Annotated in this window: 7 protein-coding genes; all 7 read right to left on the reverse strand. The window is 69.0% G+C overall.

Annotated features, from left to right (window positions below):
* Positions 1–153 precede the first annotated feature (153 nt).
* A complete protein-coding gene (locus HMPREF9058_RS00745) occupies positions 154–4,887 on the reverse strand; it encodes a hypothetical protein (protein ID WP_009747352.1) in 4,734 nt (1,577 codons plus the stop codon).
* Positions 4,887–7,964 carry a helicase-related protein gene (locus HMPREF9058_RS00750; RefSeq protein WP_254654017.1) on the reverse strand — a complete coding sequence of 1,026 codons (3,078 nt, stop codon included), beginning with the start codon at positions 7,962–7,964 and terminating at the stop codon, positions 4,887–4,889. Before HMPREF9058_RS00750 ends, HMPREF9058_RS00745 begins: the two co-directional genes overlap by 1 nt.
* Before the next feature lie 701 nt (positions 7,965–8,665).
* Entirely contained in the window at positions 8,666–9,112 is a 447-nt protein-coding gene (locus HMPREF9058_RS00755; protein WP_009406238.1) for a DUF3618 domain-containing protein, read from the reverse strand.
* The gene (locus HMPREF9058_RS00760; RefSeq protein ID WP_009747535.1) at positions 9,109–9,612 is read right to left on the reverse strand and encodes a DUF3618 domain-containing protein; all 504 of its coding nucleotides are present in this window, start codon (positions 9,610–9,612) and stop codon (positions 9,109–9,111) included. The genes HMPREF9058_RS00755 and HMPREF9058_RS00760 overlap by 4 nt, the downstream gene beginning before the upstream one ends.
* Positions 9,609–10,097: a phage holin family protein gene (locus HMPREF9058_RS00765; protein WP_009405738.1), complete on the reverse strand. Its 489-nt coding sequence runs from the start codon at positions 10,095–10,097 to the stop codon at positions 9,609–9,611. The genes HMPREF9058_RS00760 and HMPREF9058_RS00765 overlap by 4 nt, the downstream gene beginning before the upstream one ends.
* Positions 10,098–10,426: 329 nt before the next feature.
* Entirely contained in the window at positions 10,427–12,163 is a 1,737-nt protein-coding gene (locus tag HMPREF9058_RS00770) for an ABC transporter ATP-binding protein (protein ID WP_009405607.1), read from the reverse strand.
* Complete coding sequence (locus HMPREF9058_RS00775) at positions 12,163–14,031, reverse strand: ABC transporter ATP-binding protein (RefSeq protein ID WP_009406265.1); 1,869 nt, start codon at positions 14,029–14,031, stop codon at positions 12,163–12,165. Before HMPREF9058_RS00775 ends, HMPREF9058_RS00770 begins: the two co-directional genes overlap by 1 nt.
* Positions 14,032–14,271 lie beyond the last annotated feature (240 nt).

A 14,271-nucleotide genomic window follows, 5' to 3' on the forward strand; every position in this document is an offset into this window, starting at 1 on the left:
TGCCGATTAATGGATTAAGTAAATTGTATGATGAAGCATGTATTTGGTCCGTATGTGAACTAATGTTGGTCTTGATGGGGCAGTTTCTATAGATCTCCGATGTAATGCCTGAAGCCTCTAATCTGGTTCATGTGAGGGGAAAGATTAGGGTGTTCAGGCGGATTTCTGGGTGAGGGCGGTGTGGATGCGGCGGAAGTCGGATTCGCGGTCGCGGATGCGGAAGGGGAGGTCGTAGACGTAGGAGACGCCAGAGCCAGGATGGGTGTGAGTACGCTCCGATAATGGCATGTCCTCATTGGCGGTCGGGCGTTGGCGCTTCTCCCAGGCCTGGCGGACTGGAGTCGGTAGCTGACGGCCGTTCGCGTCATAGACGTAGGCGCCCTGGCCGCGGCCATGGTCATAGTCGTACAGCACCGCGAACTGGGTGCGGTAGATCGTGCACAAGTCCTCGATCGGCACGCCCAGCATCATCGCCACCATGACATCGATCTCCGCCTGAGCATTACGACGATCCTCCGCCCGACGCAAGGGCGTATCCGCAGTCCACTCCGGACCAATCGGACGCTTGTCATAACGTTCCAGAATCGGAGAATCAGTCATGAATGACTCATGCCAACATTCGGCCCACAGGTCCGCGTAAACATCGGATATACAGTTGAGACGAAGAGCTCGGAGTATGACCGCCATAGTGAGGAAGTGGCTCGTGTCAAGCGACGGTAGAAGCGAGAAGTCCGCTCCATTAATGTGGCCACGCCCTGCGGCTCGAATCATGAAGTCAGAAATGAGCGATGAAGAAACGCCTGCGATCATCGGGATATAATGCACGCTGCTCGTGGGTGTGGATGTCGATGTCACGGACTGGAGATGCGCGGTTCCTGTAGGGATAATTGATGGAACAAGAGTGCGTTCACCCGTCAGTGGCGCCATGTTGCGCCAAGCTACGCGGTAGTATTCGAAGGCGGAGTGATTGCGCCAGTGGGTGTAGAGGCGGTCGTAGGTGGCATGGTCACCCGCAGGCTTGTACTGGGTAACTGGCTGAATGCTTGAAGGAAGGGACTCCAGGTCGGTTGCAGTCCAGTCGCGCTGATTAGCCATCGTCTGGTTTGGTTGTTTGTATAACGGCGTGGATACATAGAGATGTGATCCTTGAAGGATCGCATTTTTCCAGGATGCTGGTCCCCATTGTTTTGAGAACAGCCCTTTTTGAAAGTCTGTTGTTTCGTTCCAGCCAGTCGAGAACTGGAGGCTGCGAGCACCGATGCGTGGTCGGGAGCCCAGTGTTGCGAGCGTGCGTGATGCTGCGGAATTGACTGTCGACACCATAGGTGTGGACTGCCAGTCGTCGGCTTTGGTCACCGTTCTCCAGGTCGTCAACGTAGATTCGTCAACAGACTGAATTCGGGCTGCGTGTGACCGTAAGTCCCAGGTCCCGGTGTGTGGATCCTTGAATCCTGGTTCCTCTCCGCTGCCATCGTGGACGAGGGAGCGCTGCACAGTCTCGGGATGGTACAGCGATGTCGCGTGAAGGAATAATGGTGCCCGCTCCGTTCCGTAGATGTTGACGCCGTACTGTTTTTGGTTCTGGATTTCGAATAGATGGAGTTCGTTGATGAACTGCCAGTGCCGGCGCAAATGCCGATAGGTAGCGGCGCGGAGTCCTGGAGTCTTGGCGTCGGTGAAGTGGGTCTCCATATGGATGAGTGAAGAGATGCCCCGCCCACTCTGGTGCTCCCAGGCTTGGCACATGAAGGCCCGATAGAGGTCGGGGCGTCCTTCCATGATTGAGTAAACGGTCTGGTCGCTGATGAACTCAGCGAGGACCTCAGTCTCGGCGGCCCCGTCGAGCACTGTGGCGAGGACGCCAGGACGTGCCAGAGTCTGCGGCAGGCGCTCCTGCCGGTCCGCAAGCGACGGCTTCTTCGTGAGCATCCACCAGGGATCGCCATCGGCCAGAAGGGTCTCGACCGAGACGTCGGGCCTCACCCACGGCGGGTTCCCTACCTGAAGGTCGAAGCCGCCGCGGGCGAAGACGGTGGCAAAGTCCAGCTCCCAGTGGAAGAAACCCTGTGCCTCCGCTACCTCCCGAACCACGGTGAACCACTCATGCTCGTCAACAACCGACTGCACTTTGCGGGCTCCGGCGAGACCGAGCTCAACCTCCTCCATGGTCTCCAGCTCCGCCCAAGAGGAAGCATCCACCAGGGTCCCATCGGTGCCCTTGGCGTCCTTGACCTGCTTGCCCAGCAGCCCCTCCAGCGCGCCCAGCCACTCATCGAGACTCGGCGGCGTCACATCCGTGGTCAGCGGCCAGAACCACAGGGCGCACCACGCGTCCATGACCAGCCGCAGCCGCCGGTACGCCGAACCCGGTGCCGCCAGGTAGGCCTCAATCTCCTCACGGGACACCGTTGAACCGGAGCCCTCCTGCGCCTCGCGGCCCCACAGGTCGATACGGCGCGAGGCCTCCGCTTCCGCCACCCGCAGGCGCCGCAAGGTCATCTCCCACAGGACCTCCACGCGTCGGGCCAAGGCCGTCAGCCGCAAGGCCTGAGTCGTGCTCAGTGCCTTCGTGATGTCCTTACGCCATGTCTTGAGGGCCTTGAGCCTGCCGGCATCAACCAGGTCCCGTACCTGCTTGGGGGCCTCCACCGCACTGCCCCAGCCCTTGGCCGGCAGGAGGAAATGATGGATGCACCCAGAGACGTCCAGCGCCCCACCGATCCGGTGCCGTGAGGCGACATCGGCGTCGTCGAGCACAGCCGCCACCTGGCTCAGCGGCTCGGCCACCGGCGTGGCCGACAGCCAGGCCCGCTTCTTCAGCTGGGAGGTCGAGTACAGGGCCCGGCGTGCTCCCACCAGGGAGTTACCGCGCCGCAGCCGCAGCCCGAACCAGGGGGCCGCCAGCCCCTCCACCATCGTGTCCAGCCACAGGGACACCTCCGCCAGCTCCACCGCCGTCGCATTGAGGTCCACCCCGTAGACCTGGTGCAGGGCGAGATATGCCTTCACCTTCGCCAGCTCCCGGGGCCGCTCCTCAGGGTCCACGCGCCGGCCCAGCTCGCGCTCACGCCGCGAGAGGTACTGCTCCGCCAGCTGTCGCACCGCCTCGATCGCGAAGGCCCCCGACCCCAGCGCCGGCTCGCACACCGTCAGATGCAGAATCTCCTCAGCACTCGTCTTCCGCCCATCCTGATCCAGCAGCTCCTCCAGCGCCTGCTGCACCGTGAAACGCGTCAGCACCTCCGGGGTGTAGAAGGAAGCCGAGCGCTGCCGGTCCCGGCCGGAAAGCCGGTAGACGAACTGGCCCTTCTCATAGGTGACGTTGCGGCGCTCGCCCGTCACCTCATCCTCCACCGTCACGAAGTCCTTCTCCTCCAGGCCCTCCATGACGTCCTCGGGCACCACCCACGAGCCCTTCGAGGCGTCCCCGCCCGGCGCCACCTCCCACAGGCGCTCGGTGGCGAAGGAACCCGAGTAGCTCATCAGCCCCTCGTAGACGGCGCCCAGCTGGTTGATACCCAGCTCCACGTAGGAGATGAAGCCACGGCCGCCCTTGCTGTTCTCCTTAGTCAGCAGCAGGTGGCGCAGTACCCGCAGCAGCGCCCCGTTGCCCAGACCCACCTCGTCAATGAGGGCAGTCGCCGCCGGGCGGAAAAGGTCGGCGCGCATCGGCCGGAAGACCAATCCATCGAAGCTGCCCTCCTGCGCGGCCGGCACCTGCTCGTTGTGCCCCTCATCGACCAGGTGGAACAGTCGGTCCAAGGACTCGTAAATGTGCGTGCCCGCCAGGGCCGACTCCTCATGCAACTCCCTCAAGGCCAGCTCGCGCAGACGATCCAGGCCGTAGCCGGCGTCGTACTCGGTGGCGCCCACCGGCAGGACCCCCAGCTCGGGGCTCGCCTCCGCATACAGCAGGAAGATGATCCGGTAGATGTAGCGCAGCGACTGCAGGGCCAGATCCTGCGCCCGCTCCTGGGGCAGCGGCTCCAGCCCCCGCGCAGCGCGACGGCGCACCACCTCATTCGCAAGGATCTCAATCGAGGAGCGCACGCCCTCACGCAGATCCTTCGAGACCCCCACCGTGTGGGCCGCCGAGTCCTCCAAGGTGGCCGCCCACCACGTCTCGCCCTCCGCCGTCGGCAGCAGAGAACGAGCATCCAGGCAGGTCAGCGCCCGCTCCACCTCGCCGCCGCGCGTGGCCTCATGACGCTCGACGACGAGCTGCACGTTCACCGCCAGCCAGCGGCCCTCCGGCCACCGCTCCCGCTCCGCCACCAGCGCCCACTGGCCCGCCAGGACCAGGGCGAAGGCCGGGCTGTGACCATCCGTCATGAGCGTCGACAGTGCCCGGGACACTGACTCGACCGGCTCGGCTCCCTCCAGGACCGGGGCGTCGGGGTCCCCCAGGTCCACGGGCTGCCACTCCTCAGCGAGCGTGGGGGCGTCCTTGACCAGCAGGTCCTCCACCGTCGTCACCGGGCGGGCGCGCAGCAGCGCCAGCGGCGCCGGGCCCTCATCGCCCACCGGCCTCACCAGGGTCACCGGACCCCGCTCGGTCAGCCGGTACTCCGACGACGTGAAGCCCAGAATCTCGCGCAGAAGCGCATCGAGCTCGCCGGCCGCCTCCAGGGCGGCGCCGGTCAGGGAGCCTGCGTCGTCGGCGGGAAGGGCCGCCAGCAGCTCCTCCAAGCGGGAGCGCTCGGAACGGAACCGGGAGCGAGGCGTCGGCGTCGAGGCAGTACCGGGATCGGCCGGCTTCTCCAGGGCCTCCCACTCCTTGCGACGCTCCAGCACGCGCGCCAGGAAGGACTCCTTGGTGGCGTCGGTCGTGAAGTAGTGCTCGCTGATCCAGTCCTCGCCGACGACCAGCGCATCCGACACCGCCATCAGAGATCCCCTTCCATCCCGAAGTCCTGCGGCACCACCACCAGCAGCGGGCGCACCAGCGTGTGCGCGGGCCGGTGCTGTTTCCTGAGCTCGCGCTCCTGAGCCACCGTGATCCGCTGCTCGCGCAGATGGCGGTTCTGGATGAGGCGACCGGCCTCGTCATCCCAGGCATTCGCGCGCTCCGCCCAGGCCTCCACCCGAGCCGTCGCCTGTTCCTCCGCTGCGTCGAGGGTCAGTCTCATGTGGTCCTTAGCCGTATCCACCGCCGGAGGGATGAGCGCCTCCAGCAGACTGGTCTGCGTCACCGGCCCAGAGTTCCGCAGCTGCCGGGAGATGCCCACCGCCTCGAACATGGCGGTGGGGGAGTCGTGCACCTGCCCGATCGGCACCGCCTCGACCGGCCGGCCCGCATCCAGCTCCGACTGCGCGGCCGCCAGGTCCAGGTAGGGGAAGGCGATACTGACACACACCATCGACACCGTCCGGCCCGCCTGGTTCGTCAGAGTCCCCAGAAGCAGGACGGTCGGTGAGTCGACGTCGCCGCGTACCGCGAACACTGAGGAGCGGCCGAGCTTGGCCAGCACCCGGTCGCCGGCCCAGTCCAGCACCGGGTGCAGCGGCCCCAGGTAGTGAGCCTCCGGCCAGGAGGAGTCCGAGGAGTCACTCAGGGCCTCCGTGAGAAGACGTGCGCCCTTCGTCTGCGTCGTCGCCAGCTTGAGGTGCTCCTGGACACGGCGCTCACGCAGGTAGGACTGCGGCAGCACTGACAGGCGATGGCGCAGCCCCGCCGGGGGCACCATCTCCACCACGTGCTGCGTGCCGTGCTCGCGCCAGGAGACGCCCCCGCCGCCGGTCTGGCGCTGCTCGGGCTCCTCGGGGCGCTCATAAAGCTCGGTGAGGGCCTGGCGCAGATAGTCCAGCTGGGTCTCGTACAGCGTCGACGTCGCCAGCGGGGCAGTGGGCTGGGTGGCGGTGGCTGGACCGGCCGGGTCGCTGGGATTGCTTGGAGCAGCAGGAGAGTCCTTGGCATCGGTGGGGGCAGCAGCGCCGTCGCCCTTGGCCTCGGCCGTGCCCGTCAGCTTCGCGAACAGGGCCGCCATCGGATCCAGGTTGAGGGTGTCGTCGGCGTCGGGGACGACGACGTCAATGTCCTTCCCGGCCGCCAGTGCATCGCGGATCGCATTCTCCTCACGCTCGCCCGAGTACAGGCCCATGAGGGAGGCGGCGTCGCCCAGGGCCCGGTGCGCCTGATCCTCCTTCTCCATCAAGCGCTTGAGGACGTGGACATCGCCGGAGAAGTGCGTGTCCGATGGGCTCAGCAGCAGGGTCGTGATCTGCGGTGAGACGGACTGGCCGTAGCGGTCGATGCGGCCGTTGCGCTGCTCGATGCGAATAAGCGACCAGGGGATGTCATAGTGGATGAGCTCATGGCACTGGGCGTGCAGGTTGACGCCCTCCGAGGCGACGTCGCCAGTCACCAGGACGCGCACCGGCGTGTGGGCCTGGCGGAACTGCTCGACGATCTCCTGCTGCTCCACGTCCGACAGGCTCCCGTGCATGACCCGCACCGCATCGTCGGGCAGGCGCAGGTCCTCGCGCAGGTGCTCGGCCAGCCAGGTCAGCGTCGCGATGCGCTCGGCGAAGACGACGACGCGCTCGGTCGACCTGGGGCCGATCCCGATGCGGCGCAGCTCGGCCAGTAGCTCCTGGTACTTGCCCGAGGCCGTCGTGTTGGCCTCCACGGCCAGCTCGCGCAGGCGGGTCAGCGCCTGGGACTGCTCCGAGGGCTCCGGGGTGGAGCCAGCTGCTGCTGCTCGGCTGCGGCGTCGGGCCAGGCGCTCGTCGATCGTCTGGATGAGGGCCGCAGGCGAGGACAGGAAGGACTTGGCGAGGGTCCAGGCGAACAGGGAGTCGCCGCCGCGGGCGGAGGGCTTGGGGCCACCCGGTGCCGAGGCGCCGTCACGGTGTAGCCAGGTGCGTGACAGCTCGCCGGCCACCGCGTCCTCAGCCGGAGAGGGCTTCACCGGCTTGTTGACCGGAGTCAGCCGCTCCTTCCAGCGGCCGCCCACGACGTCGCGCACCTCGTCGGAGTGACGGTGACGGCGGATGACGAGACGACGCACCGCCTCCTCATCGAGGGAGCCGTCCGCGCGCACCGCCGTCGGCTCCAGCAGACGGATGAGCTCGGCGAAGGACTTCGGGTTGCCGTTGTGGGGCGTGGCCGAGGCCAGGATAAGGGCATCGGTCTGACGGGCCAGGATGTCCGCGAGCCGGTTGTTGAGCGTGCCCTTGTTGGTGACGTTGTGCGACTCGTCGATGACGACCGCGTCCCAACGCTGCTTGCGCAGATGGTTGAGGTAGCGGTCCGACTTCAGCGTGTCGATGGAGATGATCGCGCGGTGGAACACCGAGAACGGGTTGCGTGAGGCCGGCACCGAACGGCGCACCCGCTGAATGCCCACCGAGTCCAGGCGCACGAAGGGCAGGGCGAAGCGCGACCACATCTCGTGCTGCATCTGCTCGAGCACGTGACGGGGCGTGACGATGAGAATGCGGTCGCCCCGGCCGCGGCGCACGAGCTCGGCCAGAATCATGCCGATCTCCAGGGTCTTGCCCAGGCCCACGGTGTCAGCCAGGAGGATACGCGGGCGCAGGTTCGCCGGGTCCAGGGCCTGGCGAACCGCCGTCAGCTGGTAGGCCAGCGGGTCGGCGAGGACGTCACTGACCACGGCCAGGTCGGTGGAGGTCGCCGGGAGGGCCGTCTTGCGCAGCGTCGCCTCCAGCCACAGGCGCGAGAGCCGGTGACGGGTGGAGGTGTCCGCGATGACCCGGGTGTGGCGCGGATCCACCGGGACGATGTGGTCAAGACCAGCGGAGAACTGCGCCGTCGTGTCCCGAACCAGCTCGGACAGGCCCTGCACCGTCACCAGCATGCCGTCAGACGTGGTGGAGACCTGAGTTACCAGCCAGTCCTCGTCGCGCACCCGGACCACAGAGCCCGGAGCGACATCAAGAGAAGGGAGGGAAGGAGCAGGATCCGTCACCGCATCCTGGGGAGTCGTGGGCGCCGTTGTCACGGAAGTGATTTTAGGACGCCGGCGCAGGTGGTCGAGACCAATTCGGGGCAGTGACTGATCTGTGACCTGCGGGCCGGTGCGGGATCAGTGAGAGAAGAGCCGGCGGGCCTGTGTCTTCGGGAGGACGCCCGGGCATGTACAGGCCTGCCGCCGTGAGGTGGGCGTTCTGGTAGTCAACGACGACCGCCATTTTGAGGGCCACGAGTAGCCTCCTGCAAAGAAAAATAGACCCCGCCAGTCCCGGAGGACGGCGGGGAGTTATGGGATGAGGTTAGGGGAACTCGAGGTACAGGGCCAGACAGCGTAGGTGCGGCTTGGGACACATCTTGTTTGGTGGGAGCGCGCCCTACTGCCTTGCTCAGGTATGACGGGAAGCTGTTCTCCCAACTATCAGTGCGCGAGGACGCACCCTCGAGGACGTACTTTGTGATCGAGGACTGCGTTCTCCTCCAGGTCACTGAGGTTTGAACACAGTGATCTGGAGGAGAAGTACGTCCCCGGCGGACATCGCAGTTCCCGATGCGGACGACTGGCTCCTGGCGCTGGAGTACGGTGGAACGCCGATGCGAAGCGAGGACGCACCCTAGGGGCTGAGGACTGATCCCAGGGATGCAGTCCGCGAGCCCGATGGTGCGTCCTCGGCGGGTGGGTGATGTGGTTGATGGGGAGAGGCTGCGTGTTCTCGGTGTGCGGCGCTGGCCTCAGCGGCGGGCGAGGCGGGTCAGGACGATGCCGGCGGTCACCACGCCTCCGGCGACGGCGGCCGCCTTGGCGAGTCGAGACGATGCCTCGGAGTCGCCCTGCTTGGCACGCTCCCAGGTCTCCTCCGCCTGCTCGGCCCAGCGTCGGGCCCCCTCGCGCAGTCGGCCGGCGCTGGCCTCCGCCTGCTCACGCAAACGACCGGCCCCGGCCGCAGCCTGCTCACGCAGATGCTCGGCCTTGGCGCTCGCCTGCTCGCGCAGGTGCTCCCCGGCCTCCCTCGCCTGCGTGCGCGGGTCGACCCGGGAGGCGAACTCGTCGACGCTCGCCGCCAGGGCCTCGCGCTGAGCGCGCAGCCGCTCCTCGATCTGCTCGGGGCTCAGCGACCCAGACCCTGCGGCCCCGGCACCCTCAGCGCCGGAGGCGCCGGCCTGCTGCCCGCTGGTCATGCCCGAGCCGCCCGGGCGCGGAAGGCCTTGACCGCGGCGACGGTCGCCGTCACGCTGAGGCCCGCCAGGGCGAGTCCCGCAACCGTGACGATCCCCAGGGAGGCGGGGTCGCCGTCGCGGGCGTCGTCGAACAGCCGGGAGACGCGCTGGCCGAGGGTCCGCGTGCTGGGGTCGTAGGTGTCGACCCCGCCCTCGGGGTCGGTGCCGCCGCCGGCCAGGGAGGCCAGGCGGTTCTTGACCTGCCCGGCTGTGTCCTGGACCTTGCTGACGGCCTGGCTGCGCAGCTCCTGGACCTTCTCGCGGGCCTTGTGCTTGGCGACCTTGGCCAGGTTGTTCGGGGCCAGGCGCGCGGCGAGCTCGTCGACGTCGGCGGCCAGCGCCAGACGCCTGGCCGCCAGGTCGGACAGGACGTCGTCAGCCGACGGCGCCGCCTGTGCGGCCTCCACGGCGGGCGCGGCCGACGCGGCGGGGACGGGCGTGGGTGCGGCGTGGGTGCTCACTGGGCGTTCCCCCTCTGCAGGCCGGAGGTCACGGCCCCCTTGACGGCGTTGACGGACTCCTTCAGCCCCTCCTGCGGCGTCGGCGTGTCGGCCTTGGCGGCCTTGAGGCGCTTGATGCCGATGAGGGCCATCGGCACGGCGATGAGGGTGAGGATCAGCGCCACCACGAGGAAGGCGGCCCACAGCGGCATGACGTGGGACAGCCCGGTCGTCAGGGCACCCAGCAGCAGCCCGAAGATGAACAGGGCCAGCACCCCGGCGGCGGCGAGCAGCCCGGCCCCCAGCCCCATCTCCTTGGCCATGCGCTGGCCCTTGGCCTTGGCCAGGTCGATCTCGCCGCGCACCAGCGCGGAGATGTTCTCCGAGATGCGGGCGATGAGCTCCCCGAGCGTGGGCTGGGCGCTGCCGGCGGCCCTGCGAGGAGGCGTGGTGGAGGCCGACGACGTCGCCTGCGACGGCGGGGGAGGTGGCTGGTTGTTGGGCATGAACGAACCTTCTTGTGTGAGGCACGGCGTTGGACGCAGTCAGCTGACTGCGAGGCGGCGGGATCGCGACAGTGGGACGACTCGCCACCCTAAGAATCTCACAGCCTGCGCCCTCGTGGAACAACGCAGGCCCGAGCGGGTTTGTAGGTTTGGGTGATAAGGGCCGGCTTTCGCCACCGGCGATCTGTGAAGGGCCGCCATCGTCGCCCTGATCGGCAGGGTGGCCTGAACCGTACCGGCGGCCCTAACCGTGCCGACGGCGCGGACCGGCCCGGTGCCCGACGTCGGCACGGCCGACTCACGGGTCTCCCCACCGCACCTCCGCCCGGCTACTCCTGGTTCCAGGCCTGCCAGAGGCGCGCGTACTCCCCGCCGAGGGCCACGAGCTCGTCGTGGGTGCCGAGCTCCACGATCCGCCCGTCCATGACGACGGCGACCCGGTCGGCGTCGGCGGCCGTGTAGAGACGATGGGCCACCTCGATGACGGTGCGCCCGGCCAGCGCCGTGGACAGGGTCCGCTCCAGGGTGCGGGCGGCGCGCGGGTCCAGCAGTGAGGTGGCCTCGTCCAGGATGAGCGTGTGCGGGTCCAGCAGCACCAGCCGGGCCAGCGCCACTTCCTGGGCCTGGGCGGGGCTCAGCTCGAGGTGCCCCGAGCCGACCATCGTGTCCATCCCCTCGGGCAGCCCGTCCACCCAGGCATCGGCCCCTATGGCCTCGATCGCCTCGCGGATCGTGTCGTCGGAGGCGCCCGGTCGCCCCAGGCGCACGTTGTCCGCCACGGTGCCGACGAACACGTGGTGCTCCTGAGTCACCAGGGCCACGTGGCGGCGCAGCTCGTCCTCGGTCAGGTCCGTCAGCGACACCCCGCCCACGGTGACGCTCCCGGAGGTGGGCGGGTTGATGCCCGCCAGCATCCGCCCCAGCGTGGACTTGCCCGACCCCGAGGGCCCGACGACGGCCAGCCGCTCCCCGGGCACGAGCTCCAGGTCGATCCCGTGGAGCACCTCGACGCCCTCCCGGTAGGAGAAGCGCACGTCGTCGAGCACGATCCGCGTGCCCTGGGGCTCCTGGCCGGTGGGGGTACGGTCGTCGGGGACCTCCTCCACCCCCAGGATGCGGGACAGGGAGGCCTGGGCGATCTGGACCTGGTCGACCCAGAACATGAGCTGGCCCACCGGCTTGCGCAGCTCCATGGAGTACAGGGCGACCGTGGTGATCGCCTCCAGGGTCGCGTAGCCGCGGCCGGCCAGGAACCCTCCCCACAGGAGGACGGCGACGACGGGTGCCCGCCAAGCGACGTCGAGTACCATGAACAGGCGCACCCGCAGCGCCGCCGTGTAGCGCTCCAGGGACCAGGCCTCCTTGATGGAGGCCATGATGGCCCGCTCGCGGCGCGCCCCGATGCCCAGCGCGTCCACGGTCTCGGCGTGCTCGACCGTCTCGGAGACCGCCCCGTTGAGGCGGGCCTGGGCGGCCGACTCGGCTCGGTAGGCGGGGATGGAGATCGGCAGGTACCAGCGCATCATCGACCACACGGGCGGGGCGATGACGAGCAGCCCGAGCGCCAGAAGGGGGTCGGCGACGGCGGCGGCAAGGAGAGTGAAGACGATCGTCACCACGCACACGAGGATCTGGGGGATCCCCACCCGCACGAGGAACTCGATGCGGGAGACGTCGGTGGTGGTGCGCCCCACGAGGTCGCCGGTGCCGGCGGACTCCACGGCGCTCAGCGGCAGGTGCACCACCCGGTTCATCATGCGCTCGCGCAGGTCCGCGAAGACCGACTCGCCCAGGGTGCGGGCGTGCTTCTGGGCGAAGCGGTTGATGAGCGCCCCCACGAGCGTGACCGCGATGATGGTCAGCACGATCCGGTCCACGTAGCCGGCGTCGGCCCGCCCGGCCGAGACCCGCCCGACCAGCCGCCCCAGCAGCTGGGGGGCCACGAGCGTGGACAGGACCGCCGTGATCTGGAGGGCCAGGACGACGGCGAAGCGCCCCCGGTAGGAGGCCATGATGCGGAAGGTCTTGCGCAGGGCGACGGGCCCGGGCGCGACGGGAAGTGCCATCAGCAGCTCGCCTCCGCATCCTCACCCATGGCCCGTGAGACGACGGCGCGGTAGTCGGCCGCCTGCGCGTGGCCGTCGCGGGCCATCGCCATGAGCTCGCGGTGCGTGGAGCGCAGCAGCTCGGTCCCGCTGGAGTCCAGGAGGACGACCTCGTCGCAGGCCTCCAGGACCAGCGGCGAGGCGGTGACGACGACGGTCGTGCGCCCGGCGCGCGCCCGGTGCACCTGGGCGGCCACCCGGGCCTCGGTGTGGGAGTCCAGGGCGGAGGTCGGCTCGATGAGCACGAGCGTGGGCGCCTCGGTCAGCAGCGCCCGGGCCAGGGCCACGCGCTGACGCTGCCCGCCGGATAGGGACCGGCCCTTCTCCGTAATCATTCCGGCCAGGCCCTCGCTCAGGGAGGTCAGGACGTCACCGGCGTCGGCGATCCCGATGGCCTCGATGAGTCGGTCGTCGCCGGGGGCCTCGCGCTCCTGGGGGCGGACCTGCTGGTCGACGTCGGCCCCGGTGGTGCGCTCGGTCTCGGCGCGCACGAGGTCCTCCAGGCCCGCCGGCTGCGGGTCGGGGCCGCCGCGCACGTCGAGGGCCTCACGCAGGGTCCCGGTGAAGAGCTGGGCGGTGGCGCCGGAGACGACGACGCTGGCGCGCACCTGCTCCAGGGGCATGGTGGTCAGTGGCCGGCCCGCCAGGGTCACGGTGGGGCCGGCGTCGGTGAAGCGCCCCAGGCGCATGGCCAGGTCGGCGGAGACCTGCGGGTCGGGGCACACGAGGGCCGTCATGCGGCCCTCCTCCAGGCGCAGGCCGCTGCCGGTGTCCACCAGGTCGCCGCTGACGGGGTGGGCGGCGGCCGGGTCCAGGCTGAGGCGCTCCACGAGGCTGCCGGCGGCCGGCGCCACCTCCAGCAGGCGGCTCAGGCGCCGGGCGCCGACGACAGCCCGGGTGTAGTCCTGCACGGAGCTGGTGAACACCCACAGCGGCCAGGACAGGTAGGCGGTATAGCCGTAGAAGGTGATGAGCCCGCCGGGGGTGAGGCTGCCGGCCACGGCCATGCGCGCCGCCACCCACACGACGATCGCGGCGAAGAGCCCGGGCAGCAGCACCTGGAGGGTCATGAGAGTGGCCTGCGAGGAGGCCACCTCGACGCCGCGGCGCCGCAGCTCCTGGGAGGCGTCCCGGTAGCGGCGGGCGAAGACGTCCTCCCCGCCGATGCCCCGCAGGATCCGCAGCCCCGCCACCGTGTCCGTGGTGATCGTGGTGACCGCGGACTGGGCCTCGCGCTGGACGGCCTGACGCTTCTGCAGGGGGCGGATGACCAGGGTGACGATGGCCGCCACCAGCGGCATGCCCAGGATGACGATGAGCCCCAGGCTCACCGAGGTGCGCAGCATGAGGACGGCCACGACGAGGAAGCTTGCCGCCGCCCCCAGCAGGGCCGGCACGTACTCGATGAGCTTGCCCAGGTAGTCGGCGTCGGAGGCGATGATGGTGGCGACCTCACCGGTGGAGACCTGCCGGGACAGGTCCTTGCCGGTGGCGGAGATCTGCCGGCCCACGATCCGGTCGACGTCGAAGGCGGTGCGCATCCAGGCCGTCACCCCGAAGTAGGACAGCATCGTGTCCCCGATGGCGTAGACGACGAACAGCACCAGCAGCAGCGCGCCGATGCCCCAGACGCGGCCGTTGAGACCGTTCTCGATGCCGGCGTCCAGGGCCTGCCCCAGGAAGGCCGGCACGATCGCCTGGATGATGTTGGAGGTGCAGGCCGCCAGGGTCGCCAGGGTGACCGGGACGGCGGCGCGGCGCAGCAGCCAGCGCAGAAGCGCCCCGGCCCCCAAGGACGGGGGATGGGGCAGCGGGGCGTCGGGGGTCATGGACTGTGCGGTCAGGGCGGACAGCGCGGTCGGGACGGTCGGGAACGACCGGGAGGACGATTCGGGCATGATCGCATGAGGCTATCGGAGGGGAAGCCGGCGCGGCAGAGGCAGAGGCGGTGACAAGGAAGATACCGGGCGCGGGAATACGCGCCGGGCGCGACTCGGGCAGCTGCCGGACGGGCCGCGCAGACGTGCCGGCGCCCCGGCCCGCCCCTCTCGGGGGTCGGCCGGGGCGCC

The organism is Actinomyces sp. oral taxon 175 str. F0384, from assembly GCF_000223355.1.
GTDB lineage: Bacteria > Actinomycetota > Actinomycetes > Actinomycetales > Actinomycetaceae > Actinomyces > Actinomyces oris.

Excerpts from the sequence above, each read along its gene's own strand:
- HMPREF9058_RS00745 (WP_009747352.1), bottom strand. The coding sequence starts at position 4,887 with ATGGCGGTGTCGGATGCGCTGGTCGTCGGCGAGGACTGGATCAGCGAG.
- HMPREF9058_RS00755 (WP_009406238.1), bottom strand. The coding sequence starts at position 9,112 with ATGACCAGCGGGCAGCAGGCCGGCGCCTCCGGCGCTGAGGGTGCCGGG.
- HMPREF9058_RS00765 (WP_009405738.1), bottom strand. The coding sequence starts at position 10,097 with ATGCCCAACAACCAGCCACCTCCCCCGCCGTCGCAGGCGACGTCGTCG.
- HMPREF9058_RS00770 (WP_009405607.1), bottom strand. The coding sequence starts at position 12,163 with ATGGCACTTCCCGTCGCGCCCGGGCCCGTCGCCCTGCGCAAGACCTTC.
- HMPREF9058_RS00775 (WP_009406265.1), bottom strand. The coding sequence starts at position 14,031 with ATGACCCCCGACGCCCCGCTGCCCCATCCCCCGTCCTTGGGGGCCGGG.